2 protein-coding genes and 1 pseudogene are annotated in these 21812 nt (G+C 54.0%); all 3 read right to left on the bottom strand.

What is annotated here, in order from left to right; genetic code table 11:
* Positions 1-15 precede the first annotated feature (15 nt).
* A complete protein-coding gene (locus UB51_RS26295) occupies positions 16-3696 on the bottom strand; it encodes a non-ribosomal peptide synthetase (RefSeq protein ID WP_234405638.1) in 3681 nt (1226 codons plus the stop codon).
* A gap of 153 nt (positions 3697-3849) precedes the next feature.
* Positions 3850-4044 carry a condensation domain-containing protein gene (locus UB51_RS29595; RefSeq protein WP_445322371.1) on the bottom strand — a complete coding sequence of 65 codons (195 nt, stop codon included), beginning with the start codon at positions 4042-4044 and terminating at the stop codon, positions 3850-3852.
* Between the two features lie 55 nt (positions 4045-4099).
* Positions 4100-21556 (bottom strand): annotated as a pseudogene (locus UB51_RS26285) (non-ribosomal peptide synthase/polyketide synthase); the annotation flags it as partial.
* Positions 21557-21812: the final 256 nt, after the last annotated feature.

The raw sequence follows: 21812 nt of genomic DNA, 5'->3' as shown, positions 1-21812 counted from the left end.
AGACAATTATATTGTCTATTCCATTTCCTCAACCATAGAATAAATGAGTTCCAGACTCCCCAGACTCAATGCTTTCGCACTAAAATCGCTAGGTGTTCTCTCAGTATCCTCTTTTTGTACACAATGCTCGATAATCCGTCGCAGGTGGTCTCGGTAGCTCTCCAGCAATCCCTTGATCGTCTCTTCCCGGTACTCGCTTCCCGGATACTGGATGCTCATCTGCAGCTTGCCTCCCATAATGGCTCCACCTACATCCAGCTTATGTGCTCGTTCCGAATCTCGATGAAACGCGCTTCCCATCGGCATCCCGGAGCCTTCCAATACGCCGCTCTCCATCTCAGCATCAAACTGCCCCAAGTAGTTGAAGCTAATCTCCGGTCTTTGTTTGAATTCCAGCTCCTGGGTTTTTTCCTTCTCCGTCACGTATTTCAGAATCCCGTATCCGATCCCCTTATTCGGTATCCTTCTCAGCGTTTCTTTCACCTGCTTGATTTGATTCCCCAGTTCTTCCCTTCCCTTGATTTCCAACACCACCGGGTACATGCTCGTAAACCAGCCCACCGTCCGGTTCACGTTCACTCCCTTGATGACCTCTTCCCTTCCGTGTCCCTCCAGCGTCAGCCCTACTCGTTCTTCTCCCGTCCACTCTTCCACGGCCTGTGTCAGTCCTGTCAGCAGGATGTCATTCATCTCCGTATGGTACGCTTGGTGCACGTTTCTCAGCAGCTTCTCCGTCTCTTCTTCCGTGAACTCCACGATTTCGATCCGGCTCTCTCCCCATGTATTCCCTTGTGCCTTAGCCTCCATGTCCTTCGGCAGTCTTGCAATTTCCGCCTCTTCCACCGCTTTCCAATATGGCTTCTCCCTCAGCAGCTTTCTGCTGTTGGCATACTCGTTCAGTTCCTTGGACCACTGTTGGTACGAGTTCGTTTTCTCCGGCAAACTCACTTCCTCATTCGCCAGACGCTGTTCATACCCGAGCGCCAAATCTTCCAGCAGAATTCTCCATGAGACTCCGTCGATCACCAGATGATGGACCGCCAGCAGCAAGTGGTCTCCCTCACTAGTCTTGAATAAGCCGGCTCTCATCAGCGGGCCCGACTGCAGGTTCAGCCTGCTTTGCAGACACTCCGACTCCGACTCGATCCGCCTTGCCACTTCTTCTTCATCCCCAACGATCTCTACTACGCTTAGCTCGATTCCGTTCCCTTCGATCCCTTCGTTAACTTGAAGGATGCTGTCTCCTTCGCCCTCATACCTCATTCGCAGCGCATCATGGTGGGCCACCAGTTCCTGCAAGACCTCCCTCAGTGCCTCGCTGTTGAAGCCCTCTTGCCTATATACCATCACCGACTGGTTCCAATGATGCTTCGCTTGGAAGTCTTGTTCGAAAAACCATCGCTGAATCGGGGTGAGCTCTACCTGCCCCTTCACTTGACCTTGATCGATGCTCATTTCCACCTGCCGTACATACAGACTCACGTCTTCAATTGTCGGATGCAGGAACAAGTTCGCGATCTCCAGCTTCAACTGTTGTTTATGCAAACGAGCGCTGATTTGAATCGCCTTGATCGAGTCTCCTCCCAACTCAAAGAAGTTGTCCCGGACCCCTATGTGCTCTAAACCGAGCACCTCCGACCAGACGTTCGCCAGCTTCGCCTCCATGTCGTTTCGCGGCGCGACGTACTCCACGCCTGTGTGTACCGCCCCTTCCGGTGCTGGCAGCGCCTTGCGGTCCACCTTCCCGTTTGGCGTCAGCGGCAGCTTCTCCAGTCGCACGAAGTACGACGGGATCATATACTCCGGCAAACTTTCTCCCATATGTTTGCGCCATGCCGATACCGGCAGCTCCTCTTCCGTCACCACGTACGCGCACAAGTACGCTTCGCCCTCTTCTCCCTTCCGGGACACGACGACCGCGTCTTCCACTGCTTCATGCTTCATGAGCTGCTGGCGCACCTCGTCCGGCTCAATTCGGAAGCCACGGATCTTCACCTGCTCGTCGATCCGCCCCAAGTACTCCAGGTTCCCGTCCGGCAGCCATCTGGCTAAGTCACCCGTCCGGTACATCCGCTCTCCAGGCACAAACGGGTTCTCCACAAACTTCTCCTCCGTCAGCTCCGGACGGTTCAAGTATCCTCGTGCCAACCCGTCTCCGGCCACGCACAGCTCTCCCGCGATTCCGATTGGCTGCAACCGGTTCGCTCCATCCAATACATAGACCTTAGAGTGGTTAATCGCTTTCCCGATCGGAATCGTTCCCCCTTGCTTCCCATCGATCACATAGGAAGCCGAGAAGGTCGTATTTTCTGTCGGTCCATATCCGTTCACGATCTTCAGTTCCCCGTGCGCTTCTCTTACCCGGTTCACATGCTCGACAGATAATGCTTCTCCTCCTACGATCAACGTCTTCAGGCCCCTAAACGTTTCGATCCGCTCTTGCACCACTTGATTAAACAACGACGCGGTCAGCCACATCGTCGTGATTCCATATTGCTCAATACTCTGACCCAGATGCTGAGGGTCCAAAATACGGTGCTCAGCGCTCAAGTACAGACGCAAACCGTTGAGCAGCGCACCCCAAATTTCAAACGTAGACGCATCGAACACCAGCGCTCCCGTTTGGAGGATACGATCTCCCTCGCCAAACTCCACGTAATTCGTGTTTTTCACCAGACGGACGACGTTCCGCTGCTCCACCAATACCCCTTTCGGCTTCCCGGTGGACCCTGACGTATAAATCACGTACGCCAAACTAGCAGCCGTGTGCTCGCCCGCGATATTCCCGCGCTCTTCCTCTGCATATACGCCCGCCTCATCCAGCGCCACAATGCTTCCGTCAAACACCACTCGGTCCGTCAGCCGCTTCTGCGTCAACAGCACCTTCGTCCCGCTATCCTCCAGCATGTACGCAATCCGCTCTGCCGGATAGTCCGGGTCAATCGGCAAATACGCTCCTCCTGCCTTCAGGATGCCCAGGATTCCTGCCATCATCTCCAGCGAACGTTCCACCATGATGCCCACGATCGTCTCGTTTCCTACCCCGTGCTTGCGCAGCACACGGGCCACTTGGTTCGACCTTGCATTCAGCTCTTCGTACGTCCACTCCTCCCCTTCGTACACTACCGCCACTTGCTTTGGTGTCTTTGCTACCTGTTCCTCGAACAGCTCGCTGATCGTCTTCTCCCTCGGGTACGGCGCTTCCGTCTCGTTGAACGACACCAGCACCTGCTCCCGTTCCTCTTCCGTCATCAGCTCGATGTCCGACAGCTTAATCTCCGGCTGATCCGCCACCTGCTCTAACAACCTCAACCAATGGCTGCTCCATCTCTCCATCGTTTCCGGGCGGAACAACCGGCTTCCGTATTCCACATGGAAGTAGAGCTTCCCTTCCCCTTCGACGGCCTGCACGCTCACATCAAATTTCGCAATTTTTCCTTCGTACCCATACGGACTTACCTTCAGCCCTTCCAGACCGAACTCTTTCATCTCCATGTTTTGCAACGCGAACAACGTATCAAACAGTGGATTCCGGCTCAAATCTCTCCGTACACCCAGCTTCTCCACCAACTCCTCCAGCGGATATTCCTGGTTCTCATATGCCTGCAGCACCTGCGTTTTCACGTCCTCCAGGTACGAAACGAACGTTTTCTCCCCTTGCGGGCGGTTCCTCAGCGCCAACGTATTTACGAACATCCCCATTCACTTCACCGAGGTCGGCGTGCCCTCTTCCCGCAATCGGCGTTCCCACCGACGATGTCTTCTTGACCTGTATATTTCGACAGCAGCACGGTATATCGCCGCAAGTAGGGTCATATACAGCGTCGCTCCTCGACTCCCGCGACAGCTTTACCAGCTTCTGGCTGTACTCCTCTCCCTAGTGCGCATGCCTACGCTGGCACCTTCAAACTGCTGCATAACCGGACGCGGATAATCCGTCGGCAGCTCCAGTACAGGCACTTCTCCTGCGAACGCCCCCAGCCAGTACTGCTCCTGCTTCTCGATCTCTCCCTTCCGGATCCGCTCCTGCTGCCATACCGGCATAATCCTTGTACTGGATGCCCGGCTCCCCAAACTCTCGTCCTTCATACGCCTGCATGAACTCCTGTAGGAACAGGTTGATCGACACCCCGTCGGAGATGATATGGTGCATGTCCACCACCAGCACATGCTCCTCTTCCCCTAGCTGTAGGATGCCGCCCGCAGTAACGGTGCTTGACTCAGATCAAACGGACGGATGAGCGTTTGGATCCGATGCTCGATCTCCATAGCGCTCGCTTCTTCGTACGCTACAGTCCAGTTCCACTTCCGCGTGTACCCGCTGCACCAGTTCCCCGTCCGCCATATCAAAGAACGTACGCAAGGCCTCGTGCCGGTTCACCACCGTTTGCAAGGCCGCGCCCAGACGGCCCCGGTCCAGCTTTCCTTCCAGCTTCAGCACCGTCGGCATATTGTAGCTGACTCCTGCTCCTTCCAGTTGCTGGACCACATATACCCGTTTTTGTGCCGGCGACACCGGATAAAATGCTCTCGCTTCCACCCGCTCTATCGCGGTATATGATTTCTTCTCTGCTTCCTGCAAGTAGCCCGCCATCGCTTCGATCGTCCCGTTCCCGAACACTTCGCGCAGCGGCACCTCCACCTGCAGCTCCTGGTGAATCCGCGACACCAGCATCATCGCTTTCAGCGAGTGCCCCCCAAGCTCGAAAAAGTTGTCCCGGACTCCTATGCGCTCCAAACCGAGCACCTCTGACCAGATGTCCGCCAGCTTCGCCTCCACGTCGTTTCGTGGCGCGACGTACTCCACACCCGTGTGTACCGCCCCTTCCGGGGCTGGCAGCGCCTTGCGGTCCACCTTCCCGTTTGGCGTCAGCGGCAGCTTCTTCACACGTACGAAGTACGACGGGATCATATATTCCGGCAAGCTTTCTCCCATATGTTTGCGCCATGCCGACACCGGCAGCTCCTCTTCCGTCACCACGTACGCGCACAAGTACGATTGGCCTTCTTCTCCCTTCCGGGCCACGACCACCGCGTCTTCCACCGCTTCATGCTTCATGAGCTGCTCATGCACCTCTCCCAGCTCAATCCGGAAGCCACGGATCTTCACCTGCTCATCGATCCGACCCAAGTACTCCAGGTTCCCATCCGGCAGCCATCTGGCTAAGTCACCCGTCCGGTACATCCGTTCTCCATGCACAAACGGGTTCTCTACAAACTTCTCCTCCGTCAGCTCCGGACGGTTCAAATACCCTCGTGCCACTCCTTCTCCTGCAACATACAACTCCCCTTGTATACCTATAGGTTGTATCCGCTGCTGCTTATCCAGTATATAAGCCCTCAAGGTTGGTATCGGTTTCCCAATGTTGCTCTTCCCTTGAGCAATCTCCACTTCAGTGATTTCTTTGTAGGTAACATGCACTGTCGTTTCTGTTGTTCCATACATATTAATCAATCGTATATCTGGGTGTTTCCTTTTCCACTCTTTCAATATGGATGGGCTTAACGCCTCTCCTCCGAAAATTACGTTCCTTACGGCTAGCTTCTCTCCAACCTCTCTTCCTTCTTCATGCAGCAACTGATAGAAATACATTGGCGTTTGATTCAATATGGTTACTTGTTGATCCTTCAGTAATTGAAGGAATTGTTGTGGATTTTTCACTGTCTTTTGAGGTACCACGATCAGCTTCCCTCCGTACAACAACGCCCCGTACATTTCCCACACGGAAAAATCAAAGCAGAACGAATGGAACAACGTCCAGGTGTCCGTATCGCCAAAGTCAAACAAGTTTTTGTCGTTGAACAGTAACCGGACAACATTGCGCTGTTCCACCATGACCCCTTTCGGCTTCCCGGTGGACCCCGACGTATAAATCACGTACGCCAAACTAGCGGCCGTATGCGCGCGCGCGATATTCCCACGCTCTTCCTCTGCATACACGCCCGCCTCATCCAACGCCACGATGCTTCCTTCAAACGCCACCCGGTCCGTCAGCCGCTTCTGGGTCAGCAGCACCTTCGTCCCGCTATCCTCCAGCATGTACGCAATCCGCTCTGTCGGATAGTCCGGGTCAATCGGCAAATACGCTCCTCCTGCCTTCAGGATGCCCAAGATCCCGGCCATCATCTCCAGCGAGCGTTCCACCATGATGCCCACGATCGTCTCGGTCCCTACCCCATGCTTACGCAGCACGCGTGCCACTTGGTTCGACCTTGCATTCAGCTCTTCGTACGTCCACTCCTCCCCTTCATACACCACTGCTACTTGCCCAGGAGTCTTCTCCGCCTGCTCCTCGAACAGCTCGCTAATCGTCTTCTCCCTTGGGTACAGTGCCTCCGTTTCGTTGAACGACACCAACACCTGCTCCCGTTCCTCTTCTGTTAGCAGCTCAATGTCAGACAGCTTAATCTCCGGCTGATCCGCCACCTGCTCTAACAACCTCAACCAATGGCTGCTCCATCTCTCCATCGTTTCTTGGCGGAACAACCGGCTTCCGTACTCCATCTGGAAGTAGAGTTTCCCTTCCCCTTCGACGGCCTGCACGCTCACATCAAATTTCGCAATTTTTCCTTCGTAACCGTACGGACTTACCTTCAGCCCTTTCAAACCGAACTCCTTCATCTCTACGTTTTGCAGCGTAAACAACGTATCAAACAGCGGATTCCGGCTCAAGTCCCTCCGTACACCCAGCTTCTCCACCAACTCCTCCAGTGGATACTCCTGGTTCTCATACGCCTGCAGCACCTGCGTTTTCACATCCTCCAGGTACGAAACGAACGTTTTCTCCCCTTGCGGGCGGTTCCTCAGCGCCAACGTATTTACGAACATCCCCATTATTTCACCGAGGTCGGCGTGTCCTCTTCCCGCAATCGGCGTTCCCACCACGATGTCTTCTTGCCCTGTATATTTCGACAGCAGCACAGTATACGCCGCAAGCAGGGTCATATACAGTGTCGCTCCTCTCTCCCGCGACAGCTTCGCCAGCTTCTGGCTGTACTCCTCTCCCAGCTCGCATCCTACGCTGGCACCTTCAAACTGCTGCACAGCCGGACGCGGATAATCCGTCGGCAGTTCCAGCACCGGCACTTCTCCTGCGAATGATTCCAGCCAGTACTGCTCCTGCTTCTCGATGTCTCCCTTGCGGATTCGCTCCTGCTGCCATACCGCATAATCTTTGTACTGGATTCCTCGCTTTCCAAGCTCTCTTCCTTCATACGTCTGCATGAACTCCTGCAGGAATAGGTTGATCGACACCCCGTCGGAGATAATGTGATGCATGTCCACCACCAGCACATGCTCCTCTTCCCCTAGCTGTAGAATGCCTGCACGCAGTAACGGCGCTTGACTCAGATCAAACGGACGGATGAACGTTTCGATCAGACGCTCGATTTCCTCAACGCTCGCTTCTTCATACGCTACGGCCAGTTCTACTTCCGCGTGTACCCGCTGCACCAGTCCCCCGTCCGCCATGTCAAAGGACGTGCGCAATGCCTCGTTCCGGTTCACCACCGTTTGCAAGGCCTCACCCAGACGTCCCCGGTCCAACTTTCCTTCCAGCTTCAGCACCGTCGGCATATTGTAGCTGACTCCTGCTCCTTCCAACTGCTGGACCACATATACCCGTTTTTGTGCCGGCGACACCGGATAATACGCTCTCGCTTCCACACGCTCTATCGGGGTATACGTTGTCTTTTCCGCTTCTTGCAAGTAGCCTGCCATCGCTTCGATCGTCGCGTTCCCGAACACTTCGCGCAGCGGCATCTCCACCTGCAGCTCCTGGTGAATCCGCGACACCAGCATCATCGCTTTCAGCGAGTGTCCCCCCAGCTCGAAGAAGTTGTCCCGGACCCCTATGCGCTCCAGACCGAGCACTTCCGACCAGATGTCCGCCAGCTTTGCCTCCACGTCGTTTCGTGGCGCGACGTACTCCATACCCGTGTGTACCGCCCCTTCCGGTGCTGGCAGCGCCTTACGATCCACCTTCCCGTTTGGCGTCAGTGGCAAGTGCTCCACACGCACGAAGTACGACGGGATCATATACTCCGGCAAGCTTTGGCCCATATGCTTGCGCCAGGACGACACTGGCAGCTCCGCTTCCGTTAACACGTACGCGCACAAGTATGCTTCGCCTTCTTCTCCCTTCCGGGCTACGACGATCGCGTCTTCCACCGCTTCATGCTTCACGAGCTGCTCGCGTACCTCTCCCAGCTCAATCCGGAAGCCACGGATCTTCACCTGCTCGTCAATCCGGCCCAAGTACTCCAGGTTCCCGTCCGGCAACCATCTGACCAAGTCCCCTGTTCGGTACATCCGCTCTCCCGGCACAAACGGGTTCTCCACAAACTTCTCCTCCGTCAGCTCCGGTCGGTTCAAGTACCCTCGTGCCAACCCGTCTCCGGCTATGCACAGCTCTCCCGCGATTCCAATAGGCTGCAACCGGTTCGCTCCACCCAGCACATACACTTGCGTATTCGGCAGCGGCTTTCCGATCGGGACGTGGACTCCTTCCTTCCTTCCCAGGGCATATTGTGTTGCATAGATGGTCGCTTCCGTCGGACCGTACATATTTTCCACCTTAACGTCCGGCCATGACTCGTTCAGCTTGTTCGCCAAATCGCTAGGGAGCGCTTCTCCTGCTACAAACACGTATTCCAGTTTCTTGACCTTCTCTTGTTCTACACCGTCGTTCATCACCAGATGCAGCATCGCGGGAACGAAGTTGATGTGCGTGATTGGATGGCGATCGATCACCTCTTCCAGTTTGGCCCAGTCCTTTTCCGCGCCTTGCTTGGCTATTACCAGTTGGCCGTTCCCTAGTATCCACCCGAACAACTCCGTGATCGATACATCAAACGTATAGGCAGTCTTTAATAGATAAGCTCCGGTTGCTTGTAATGGATACCGTTGCTGCATCGCTGACAACATGTTGGTTAGACTCGCATGCTCCACCAGTACCCCTTTCGGTTTCCCGGTGGACCCCGACGTATAAATCACGTACGCCAAACTAGCGGCCGTATGCTCGCCCGCGATATTCCCGCGCTCTTCCTCTGCATATACGCCCGCCTCATCCAACGCCACGATGCTTCCTTCAAATGCCACTCGGTCCGTCAGCCGCTTCTGCGTCAGCAGCACCTTCGTCCCGCTATCCTCCAGCATGTACGCAATCCGCTCTACCGGATAGTCCGGGTCAATCGGCAAATACGCTCCTCCTGCCTTCAGGATACCCAGGATTCCTGCCATCATCTCCAGCGAACGTTCCACCATGATGCCCACGATCGTCTCGGTTCCTACCCCGTTCTTGCGCAGCATTCGCGCCACTTGGTTCGATCTGGCATTCAGCTCTTCGTACGTCCACTCCTGCCCTTCGTATACCACTGCTACTTGCCCAGGAGTTTTCTCCACCTGTTCCTCGAACAGTTCACTAATTGTCTTCTCCCTCGGGTATGGTGCCTCCGTCTTGTTGAACGACACCAATACCTGCTCCCGTTCCTCTTCTGTTACGATATCAAGCTCTTGAATCCGCAGCTCCGGATGCTTCACTACCTGCTGGATAATTCTCTCCACATGCTGCCCAATTCTCCGGATAAACTCCTGATCGTGCGCCTTTGCATTGTAATTCATTTTAAACGTCAGCTGTTTCCCCGGAATGACCGTGATGTTAAAGTCATAGTTCGTCTGCTCGAACGCTTCGACTCCCTCTATCTCAAAGCCTAACCCTTCCCCGTCCGTTTGATTCTTCAGCTCTTCACCTATAGGGAAATTTTGAAACACCATGATGTGATCCAGCAATCCTTGCTTCACCTGGCTCTTCGCCTGCACATCCGCTAACGATACGTAATCGTATTTCTCCGAGGCTAACGCTCTGTGCTGCATCCCTTGCACCAGGTCTGCAAATCGCTCCGTCGGCTCTGCGTACACTCGAATGGGAATCGTGTTCACGAATAACCCCACCATTTTCTCCACGCCTTCAATTTCCGCAGGTCTTCCCGAGACTACCGAACCAAACACCACGTCGCTCGCTTGGTTGTACCTTTGCAGCAAAATCCCCCAGATCGCCTGAATCATCGTATTGATCGTCACTTGGTACGTTTGGGCGATCCTGTTCAATTGACCGCTCTCCTTCTCCCCTACGGTGACGATCACTTCCTCTTGCCGATACTCCCCGTTTCCTTCGCCTTTCCGCTGCGCCGGTACGCTTGCCTGTTGCTCATAACCCCTCAAGTAGTTCTCCCAGTACTCCAGCGCCTCTTCTTGATCCTGCTCCTCCAGCCACTGGATGTAATCGCTGTACGGATACGCTTTTTCCAACTCCACGCGCTGACCGCTTTTCAATTGAACGTAATACTTGAACAAATCTCCCAGAATGATCCCCGTGCACCAGCCATCCATGATGATGTGATGGTAACTCCAGATCACTCTGTACGTGTCCTCACCCGTCTGGATCACCGACACCTTCATCAGAAGATCCTTGCTAAGATCGAATCCTCTTTCCTTCTCCCCGTTCTCATACTCTTGCAAACGGGCTTCCTTTTCTTCCTCTGCAAGCTCCCTGATGTCCTCGTAATACACATTCACCTTTCTCGTTTTCCAGACGACTTGATAAGGCTGATCTATTTTTTCATACAAAAAGTTCGTTCTTAGGATCGAATATTTCTCAACCATCCGCTGGAAACTCGTAGTCAAAGCTTCTATTTCAAGCCGACCCTTGACCGATAAGCTCAATTGGACAAAATAATCGCTTCTGCCTCTTTCCGCTAGGGCATGAAACAGCATTCCTTCTTGCATCGGGGACAGCGTATATACGTCTTCTATCTCGTTCCCGTCTCGTATTTCCTCCAGCTTGGACAAAACTACTTCCAAACTCTCCAGATTCAACGCTTTCGTACTAAAATCGCTAGGTGTTCTCTCAGCATCCTCTTTTTGTACACAATGCTCGATAATCCGGCACAGGTGGTCTCGATAGCTCTCCAGCAATCCCTTGATCGTCTCTTCCCGGTACTCTCTTCCCGGATACTGGATGCTCATCTGCAGCTTGCCTCCCACAATGGCGCCGCTCACGTCCAGCTTGTATGTTCGTTCTGAATCTCGATGAAATGCGCTTCCCATCGGCATCCCAGAGCCTTCAAATACACCGCTTCCCATCTCTGCGTCAAACTGCCCCAAGTAGTTGAAGCTAATCTCCGGTCTTTGTTTGAATTCCAGCTCCTGGGTTTTTTCCTTCTCCGTCACGTATTTTAGAATCCCGTATCTGATCCCCTTATTCGGTATCCTTCTCAGCGTTTCTTTCACCTGCTTGATTTGATTCCCCAGTTCTTCCCTTCCCTTGATTTCCAACACCACCGGGTACATGCTCGTAAACCAGCCCACCGTCCGGCTCACGCTCACTCCCTTGATGACCTCTTCCCTTCCGTGTCCCTCCAGCGTCAGCCCTACTCGTTCTTCTCCCGTCCACTCTTCCACGGCCTGTGTCAGTCCTGTCAGCAGGATGTCATTCATCTCCGTATGGTACGCTTGGTGCACGTTTCTCAGCAGCTTCTCCGTCTCTTCTTCCGTGAACTCCACGATCTCGATCCGGCTCTCTCCCCATGTATTCCCTTGTGCCTCAGCCTCCTTGTCCTTCGGCAGTCTTGCAATTTCCGCCTCTTCCACCGCTTTCCAATATGGCTTCTCCCTCAGCAGCTTCCTGCTGTTGGCATACTCGTTCAGTTCCTTGGACCACTGTTGGTACGAGTTCGTTTTCTCCGGCAAACTCACTTCCTCATTCGCCAGACGCTGTTCATACCCGAGCGCCAAATCTTCCAGCAGAATTCTCCATGAGACTCCGTCGATCACCAGATGATGGACCACCAGCAGCAAGTGGTCTCCCTCACTAGTCTTGAATAAGCCGGCTCTCATCAGCGGGCCCGACTGCAGGTTCAGGCTGCTTTGCAGACACTCCGACTCCGACTCAATCCGCCTTGCCACTTCTTCTTCATCCCCGACGATCTCTACTACGCTTAGCTCGATTCTGTTCCCTTCGATCCCTTCGTTAACTTGAAGGATGCTGTCTCCTTCGCCCTCATACCTCATTCGCAGCGCATCATGATGGGCCACCAGTTCCTGCAAAACCTCCCTCAGCGCCTCGTTGTTGAAGCCTTCTTGCCTATATACCATCATCGACTGGTTCCAATGATGCTTCGCTTGGAAGTCTTGTTCGAAAAACCATCGCTGAATCGGGGTGAGCTCTACCTGCCCCTTCACTTGACCTTGATCGATGCTCGTCTCTACCTGCCGTACATACAGACTCACGTCTTCGATCGTCGGATGCAGGAACAAATTCGCGATTTCCAGCTTCAACTGTTGTTTATGCAAACGGGCGCTGATTTGAATCGCCTTGATCGAGTCTCCTCCCAGCTCGAAGAAGTTGTCCCGCACCCCGATGCGCTCCAAACCGAGCACCTCCGACCAGATGTCCGCCAGCTTCGCCTCCATGTCGTTTCGCGGCGCGACGTACTCCACGCCTGTGTGTACCGCCCCTTCCGGTGCCGGCAGCGCCTTGCGGTCCACCTTCCCGTTTGGCGTCAGCGGCAACTGCTCCAGTCGCACGAAGTACGACGGGATCATATACTCCGGCAAGCTTTGGCCCATGTGCTTGCGCCAGACCGACACTGACAGCTCCTCTTCCGTTACCACGTACGCGCATAAGTACGCTTCGCCTTCTTCTCCCTTCCGGGCTACGACGACCGCGTCTTCCACCGCTTCATGCTTCACAAGCTGCTCGCGCACCTCTCCCAACTCAATCCGGAAGCCACGGATCTTCACCTGTTCGTCGATCCGCCCCAAGTACTCTAAGTTCCCGTCCGGCAGCCATCTGACCAAGTCCCCTGTTCGGTACATCCGCGCTCCAGCCACAAACGGGTTCTCTACAAACTTCTCCTCCGTCAGCTCCGGTTGGTTCAAGTACCCTCGTGCCAACCCATCTCCGGCTATGCACAGCTCGCCCGCGATTCCGATTGGCTGCAACAGCTTCGCTCCATCCAGCACATACACTTGGGTATTCGGCAGCGGCTTTCCGATCGGGACGTGGACTCCTTCCTTCCTTCCCAGCGCATATTGTGTTGCATAGATGGTCGCTTCCGTCGGACCGTACATATTTTCCACCTTAACGTCCGGCCATGACTCGTTCAGCTTGTTCGCCAAGTCGCTAGGTAGCGCTTCTCCTGCTACAAACACGTATTCCAGTTTCTTGACCTTCTCTTGTTCTACACCGTCGTTCATCACCAGATGCAGCATCGCGGGAACGAAGTTGATGTGCGTGATTGGATGGCGATCGATCACCTCTTCCAGTTTAGCCCAGTCCTTTTCCGCGCCTTGCTTGGCTATTACCAGTTGGCCGTTCCCTAGTATCCACCCGAACAACTCCGTGATCGATACATCAAACGTATAGGCAGTCTTTAATAGATAAGCTCCGGTTGCTTGTAATGGATACCGTTGCTGCATCGCTGACAACATGTTGGTTAGACTCGCATGCTCCACCAGTACCCCTTTCGGTTTCCCGGTGGACCCCGACGTATAAATCACGTACGCCAAACTAGCGGCCGTATGCTCGCGCGCGATATTCCCGCGCTCTTCCTCTGCATATACGCCCGCCTCATCCAACGCCACGATGCTTCCGTCAAATGCCACTCGGCCCGTCAGCCGTTTCTGCGTCAGCAGCACCTTCGTCCCGCTATCCTCCAGCATGTACGCAATCCGCTCTGACGGATAGTCCGGGTCAATCGGCAAATACGCTCCCCCTGCCTTCAGAATGCCCAAGATCCCGGCCATCATCTCCAGCGAACGTTCCACCATGATGCCCACGATCGTCTCGGACCCTACCCCGTGCTTGCGCAGCATCCGTGCCACTTGGTTCGATCTGGCATTCAACTCTTCATACGTCCACTCCTGTCCTTCGTACACCACTGCTACTTGCTTCGGTGTCTTTGCTGCCTGTTCCTCGAACAGCTCGCTAATCGCCATCTCCCTCGGGTACGGCGCTTCCGCCTCGTTGAACGACACCAGCACCTGCTCCCGTTCCTCTTCCGTCATCAGCTCGATGTCCGACAACCTGATCTCCGGCTGGTCCGCCACCTGCTCTAACAACCTCAGCCAGTGGTTGCTCCATCTCTCCATCGTTTCCGGGCGGAACAACCGGCTTCCGTACTCCATCTGGAAGTAGAGCTTCCCTTCCCCTTCGACTGCCTGCAGACTTACATCAAATTTCGCAATCTTTCCTTCATATCCGTACGGGCTTACCTTCAGTCCTTCCAGACCGAACTCCTTCATCTCTACGTTTTGCAGCGTAAACAACGTATCAAACAGCGGATTCCGGCTCAAATCTCTCCGTACCCCCAACTTCTCCACCAGTTCCTCCAGCGGATACTCCTGGTTCTCATACGCCTGCAGCACCTGCGCTTTCACGCCCTCCAGGTACGATACGAACGTTTTCTCCCCTTCCGGGCGGTTTCGCAGCGCCAGCGTATTCACGAACATCCCCATCACTTCACCCAGGTCGGCATGCCCTCTTCCCGCAATCGGCGTGCCCACCACGATGTCTTCTTGCCCTGTATATTTCGACAGCAGTACGGTATATGCCGCAAGTAGGGTCATATACAGCGTCGCTCCTCGCTCCCGCGACAGCTTCACCAGCTTCTGGCTGTACTCTTCCCCTAGTGCGCAGCCTACGCTGGCACCTTCAAACTGCTGCATAGCCGGACGCGGATAATCCGTCGGCAGCTCCAGCACCGGCACTTCTCCTGCGAACGCGCTCAGCCAGTACTGCTCCTGCTTCTCGATCTCTCCCTTCCGGATCCGCTCCTGCTGCCATACCGCATAATCCTTGTACTGGATGCCCGGCTCCCCAAGCTCTCGTCCTTCATACGCCTGCATAAACTCCTGTAGGAACAGGTTGATCGACACCCCATCAGAGATAATATGGTGCATGTCCACCACCAGCACATGCTCCTCTTCCCCCAGCTGTAGAATGCCCGCCCGCAGTAACGGCGCTTGACTCAGATCAAACGGACGGATGAATGATTCGATCCGACGCTCGATCTCCACTTTCACAGCGCTCGCTTCTTCGTACGCTACAGCCAGTTCCACTTCCTCTTGTACCCGCTGTACCAGTCCCCCGTCCGCCATATCAAAGGACGTGCGCAATGCCTCGTGCCGGTTCACCACCGTTTGCAAAGCCGCGCTCAGACGCCCCCAGTCCAGCTTTCCTTCCAGCTTCAGCACCATCGGCATATTGTAGCTGACTCCTACTCCTTCCAGTTGCTGGACCACATATACCCGTTTTTGCGCGGGCGACACCGGATAAAACGCTCTCGCTTCCACCCGCTCTATCGGGGTGTGCGTTGTCTTTTCCGCTTCCTGCAAGTAGCCTGCCATCGCTTCGATCGTTGCGTGCCTGAACACTTCGCGCAGCAGCACCTCCACCTGCAATTCCTGATGAATCCGCGAAACCAGCATCATCGCTTTCAGCGAGTGTCCCCCCAGCTCAAAGAAGTTGTCCCGGACGCCCACACGCTCTAAACCGAGCACCTCCGACCAGACGTCCGCCAGCTTCGCCTCCACGTCGTTGCGCGGTGCAACGTACTCCACACCCGTGTGTACCGTTCCTTCCGGGGCTGGCAGCGCCTTGCGGTCCACCTTCCCGTTTGGCGTCAGCGGCAGCTTCTCCATTCGCACGAAGTACGACGGAATCATATACTCCGGCAAGCTTTGGCCCATATGCTTGCGCCATGCCGACACCGGTAACTCCTCTTCCGTCACCACGTACGCGCACAAGTACGATTGGCCTTCTTCTCCCTTCCGCGCTACGACGACCGCGTCTTCCACCGCTTCATGCTTCATGAGCTGCTCATGCACCTCTCCCAGCTCAATCCGGAAGCCACGGATCTTCACCTGCTCATCGATCCGGCCCAAGTACTCTAGGTTCCCATCCGGCAACCATCTGGCCAAATCCCCCGTCCGGTACATCCGCTCTCCAGGGACAAACGGGTTCTCGACAAACTTTTCCTTCGTTAGATCCGGTCGGTTCAAGTACCCTCGTGCCAACCCGTCTCCGGCTATGCACAGCTCTCCCGCGATTCCGATAGGCTGCAACTGGTTCGCTTCACCCAGCACATACACTTGCATATTCGGCAGCGGCTTTCCGATAGGGATATTGCTTGCCCCTTCTTCCACCACATAGCTGGTGGCTACTACCGTATTCTCCGTTGGTCCATAGTGATTGACGATCTCATACTTCTGCCTTTTATATTGATGTAGCTTATCTCCCCCCGTTAACAACAACCGTAAGGAGCCGACTTCTTCTTCCATAAACTTTTCACACATCGACGTCGGTAAAAAGCTAATCGTAATCCCGTTACTCTCCATATACTGCTGTAATTGCTTCACATCGCTGCGAATCCATTCGCTGACGATATAGATCGTGGAGCCGCTAATCAAATACGGGAAAATTTCCCACACCGACGCATCAAACCCGAATCCTGCGAATTTCGTGCTTCGATCCTTCGCTGTAACTGCATACTGTTGCTGGTGCCATAGTGACAAATTCACCAAAGATCGATGCTCCACCAGTACCCCCTTCGGCTTCCCGGTGGACCCTGACGTATAAATCACGTACGCCAAACTAGCAGCCGTGTGCTCGCCCGCGATATTCCCGCGCTCTTCCTCTGCATATACGCCCGCCTCATCCAACGCCACAATGCTTCCGTCAAACACCACTCGGTCCGTCAGCCGCTTCTGCGTCAACAGCACCTTCGTCCCGCTATCCTCCAGCATGTACGCAATCCGCTCTGCCGGATAGTCCGGATCAATCGGCAAATACGCGCCTCCTGCCTTCAGGATGCCCAAGATGCCTGCCATCATCTCCAGCGAGCGTTCCACCATGATGCCCACGATCGTCTCGGTTCCTACCCCGTGCTTGCGCAGCACACGGGCCACTTGGTTCGACCTTGCATTCAGCTCTTCGTACGTCCACTCCTCCCCTTCATACACCACTGCTACTTGCCCAGGAGTCTTCTCCGCCTGTTCCTCGAACAGCTCGCTAATCGTCTTCTCCCTTGGGTACAGTGCCTCCGTTTCGTTGAACGACACCAACACCTGCTCCCGTTCCTCTTTCGTCATTAGCACGATGTCCGACAGCTTGATCTCCGGCTGATCCGCCACCTGCTCTAACAACCTCAGCCAATGACTGCTCCATCTTTCCATCGTTTCCGGGCGGAACAACCGGCTTCCGTATTCCACATGGAAGTAGAGCTTCCCTTCCCCTTCGACGGCCTGCACGCTCACATCAAATTTCGCAATTTTTCCTTCGTACCCATACGGACTTACCTTCAGCCCTTCCAGACCGAACTCTTTCATCTCCATGTTTTGCAACGCGAACAACGTATCAAACAGTGGATTCCGGCTCAAATCTCTCCGTACCCCCAGCTTCTCCACCAACTCCTCCAGCGGATACTCCTGGTTCTCATACGCCTGCAGCACCTGCGCTTTCACGTCCTCCAGGTACGAAACAAACGTTTTCTCCCCTTGCGGGCGGTTCCTCAGCGCCAACGTATTTACGAACATCCCCATCACTTCACCGAGGTCGGCATGCCCTCTTCCCGCAATCGGCGTGCCCACCACGATGTCTTCTTGCCCTGTATATTTCGACAGCAGCACGGTATATGCCGCAAGTAGGGTCATATACAGCGTCGCTCCTCGATCCCGCGACAGCTTCACCAGCTTCTGGCTGTACTCCTCCCCTAGCGCGCAGCCTACGCTGGCACCTTCAAACTGCTGCACAGCCGGACGCGGATAATCCGTTGGTAGCTCCAGTACAGGCACTTCTCCTGCGAACGCCCCCAGCCAGTACTGCTCTTGCTTCTCGATTTCTCCCTTCTGGATCCGCTCCTGTAGCCATACGGCATAATCCTTGTACTGGATTCCGGGCTCCCCAAGCTCTCGTCCTTCATACGTCTGCATGAACTCCTGCAGGAAGAGATTGATCGACACCCCGTCAGAGATGATGTGGTGCATGTCCACCATTAGTACATGCTCCTCTTTCCCCAGCTGTATGATTCCCGCCCGGAGTAACGGTGCTTGACTCAGATCAAACGGACGGATGAACGTTTGGATCAAATGCTCGATCTCCATAGCGCTCGCTTCTTCGTACGCTACGGCCAGTTCCACTTCCGCGTGCACCCGCTGCACCAGTTCCCCGTCAGCCATGTCAAAGGACGTGCGCAATGCCTCGTGCCGGTTCACCACCGTTTGCAAGGCCTCACCCAGACGTCCCCGGTCCAGCTTTCCTTCCAGCTTCAGCACCGTCGACATATTATAGCTGACTCCTGCTCCTTCCAGCTGCTGGACCACATATACCCGCTTTTGTGCGGGCGACAGCGGATAAAACGCTCTCGCTTCCACACGCTCTATCGCGGTATATACTTTCTTCTCTGCTTCCTGCAGGTAGCCCGCCATCGCTTCGATCGTCGCGTTCCCAAACACTTCGCGCAGCGGCACCTCCACCTGCAGCTCCTGGTGAATCCGCGACACCAGCATCATCGCTTTCAGCGAGTGTCCTCCTAGCTCAAAGAAGTTGTCCCGGACCCCGATGCGCTCCATGCCGAGCACTTCCGACCAGATGTCCGCCAGCTTCGACTCCATGTCGTTTCGCGGCGCGACATACTCCACGCCCGTGTGTACCGTTCCTTCCGGGGCTGGCAGCGCCTTGCGGTCCACCTTCCCGTTTGGCGTCAGCGGCAGCTTCTCCATTCGTACAAAGTACGACGGGATCATATACTCCGGCAAGCTTTGGCCCATATGCTTGCGCCATGCCGACACCGGTAACTCCTCTTCCGTCACCACGTACGCGCACAAGTACGATTGGCCTTCTTCTCCCTTCCGGGCTATGACGACCGCGTCTTCCACCGCTTCATGCTTCATGAGCTGCTCATGCACCTCTCCCAGCTCAATCCGGAAGCCACGGATCTTCACCTGCTCATCAATCCGGCCCAAGTACTCCAGGTTCCCATCCAGCAGCCATCTGGCCAAGTCCCCCGTCCGGTACATCCGCTCTCCCGGCACAAACGGGTTCTCGACAAATTTCTCCTTCGTCAGCTCTGGACGGTTCAAATATCCTCGTGCCAACCCGTCTCCGGCTATGCACAGCTCTCCCGCGATTCCGATAGGCTGCAACTGGTTCGCTTCACCCAGCACATACACTTGCATATTCGGCAGCGGCTTTCCGATCGGGATATTTCTTGCCCCTTCTTCCACTACATAGCTGGTGGCTACTACCGTATTCTCCGTTGGTCCATAGTGATTGACGATCTCATACTTCTGCCTTTTATATTGATGTAGCTTATCTCCCCCCGTTAACAACAACCGTAAGGAGCCGACTTCTTCTTCCATAAACTTTTCACACATCGACGTCGGTAAAAAGCTAATCGTAATCCCGTTACTCTCCATATACTGCTGTAATTGCTTCACATCGCTGCGAATCCATTCGCTGACGATATAGATCGTGGAGCCGCTAATCAAATACGGGAAAATTTCCCACACCGACGCATCAAACCCGAATCCTGCGAATTTCGTGCTTCGATCCTTCGCTGTAACTGCATACTGTTGCTGGTGCCATAGTGACAAATTCACCAAAGATCGATGCTCTACCAGTACCCCTTTCGGCTTCCCGGTGGACCCTGACGTATAAATCACGTACGCCAAACTAGCAGCCGTGTGCTCGCCCGCGATATTCCCGCGCTCTTCCTCTGCATATACGCCCGCCTCATCCAACGCCACAATGCTTCCGTCAAACACCACTCGGTCCGTCAGCCGCTTCTGCGTCAGCAACACCTTCGTCCCGCTATCCTCCAGCATGTACGCAATCCGCTCTGAAGGATAGTCCGGGTCAATCGGCAAATACGCTCCTCCTGCCTTCAGGATGCCCAGGATTCCTGCCATCATCTCCAGCGAACGTTCCACCATGATGCCCACGATCGTCTCGGTTCCTACCCCGTGCTTGCGCAGCACACGGGCCACTTGGTTCGACCTTGCATTCAGCTCTTCGTACGTCCACTCCTCCCCTTCGTACACCACTGCTACTTGCCCAGGAGTTTTCTCCACCTGTTCCTCGAACAGCTCGCTAATCGTCTTCTCTCTCGGGTATGGTGCCTCCGTCTTGTTGAACGACACCAGCACCTGCTCCCGTTCCTCTTCTGTTACGATGTCAAGCTCTTGAATCCGCAGCTCCGGATACTTCACTACCTGCTGGATAATTTTCTCCAGATGCTGCCCAATTCTCCGGATAAACTCCTGATCGTGCGCCTTTGCATTGTAATTCATTTTAAACGTCAGCTGTTTCCCCGGAATGACCGTGATGTTAAAGTCATAGTTCGTCTGCTCGAACGCTTCGACTCCCTCTATCTCAAAGCCTAACCCTTCCCCGTCCGTTTGATTCTTCAGCTCTTCACCTATAGGGAAATTTTGAAACACCATGATGTGATCCAGCAATCCTTGCTTCACCTGGCTCTTCGCCTGCACATCCGCTAACGATACGTAATCGTATTTCTCCGAGGCTAACGCTCTGTGCTGCATCCCTTGCACCAGGTCTGCAAATCGCTCCGTCGGCTCTGCGTACACTCGAATGGGAATCGTATTCACGAATAACCCCACCATTTTCTCCACGCCTTCAATTTCCGCAGGTCTTCCCGAGACTACCGAACCAAACACCACGTCGCTCGCTTGGTTGTACCTTTGCAGCAAAATCCCCCAGATCGCCTGAATCATCGTATTGATCGTCACTTGGTACGTTTGGGCGAGCCTGTTCAATTGACTGCTCTCCTTTTCCCCTACGGTAACGAACATTTCCTCTTGCCGATACTTCCCGTTTCCTTCACCTTTCCGCTGCGTCGGTACGCTTGCCTGTTCCTCGTACCCCCTCAAGTAGTTCTCCCAGTACTCCAGCGCCTCTTCTTGATCCTGCTCCCCCAGCCATTGGATGTAATCGCTGTACGGATACGCTTTTTCCAGCTCCACGCGCTGACCGCTGTTCAATTGAACGTAATACCCGAACAAATCTCCCAGAACGATCCCATTGCACCAGCCATCCATGATGATGTGATGGTAGCTCCAGATCACTCTGTACGTTTCCTTCCCCGTCTGGATCACTGACAGCCTCATCAGCAGATCTTTTCTAAGATCGAATCCCATCTCCCTGTCTTTTTTCTTGAATTCTTGGATGTACGATAGTTTTTCATTTTCTTCATAATTAGATATATCTTCATAATAAATTTTTGCAGAGCGCTCAGTTAAAATAACCTGTCTCGGTTTCTTTATTTTTTCAAATACAAAGAAGCTTCTAAGCACATCATGATTTTGAATTAATAAACTAAAACTTTTCTCAAGAAAATGTATATTTAAATCTCCGTTCAACGACAACTCTAGTTGTACAAAATATTCATCTGTATTCTTGTTCATTAAAGAAGAAAATAGAATGCCGGCTTGCATCGATGATAGCGGGTAAGCCTTCAGAACTTGCTGTTTATTCATCGTATTAGATTACCTCCATAAATTTTTCTTGGGATGCTCTATATTTAAATAGCACTTTGTATTCTTGAATAAGTAATCATAAAACTAGGTAGCAACTGATGCTAGACTTGGTATTGGAAACAAAAAATCGAGGTCCAGCATAACGAAAAAGTATGGCAAGAAATTCAAACCTCAAACCGTAAGACTCTCTCAAGAAGAAAAAAAATGTTAGCGCGCGCAAGTAGCCAGGAAAATAGAGCTACTTGCGAATACGCTT

The organism is Paenibacillus sp. IHBB 10380 (assembly GCF_000949425.1).
GTDB lineage: Bacteria > Bacillota > Bacilli > Paenibacillales > Paenibacillaceae > Paenibacillus_AQ.
This window is presented reverse-complemented; position numbering and strand designations above follow the sequence as displayed.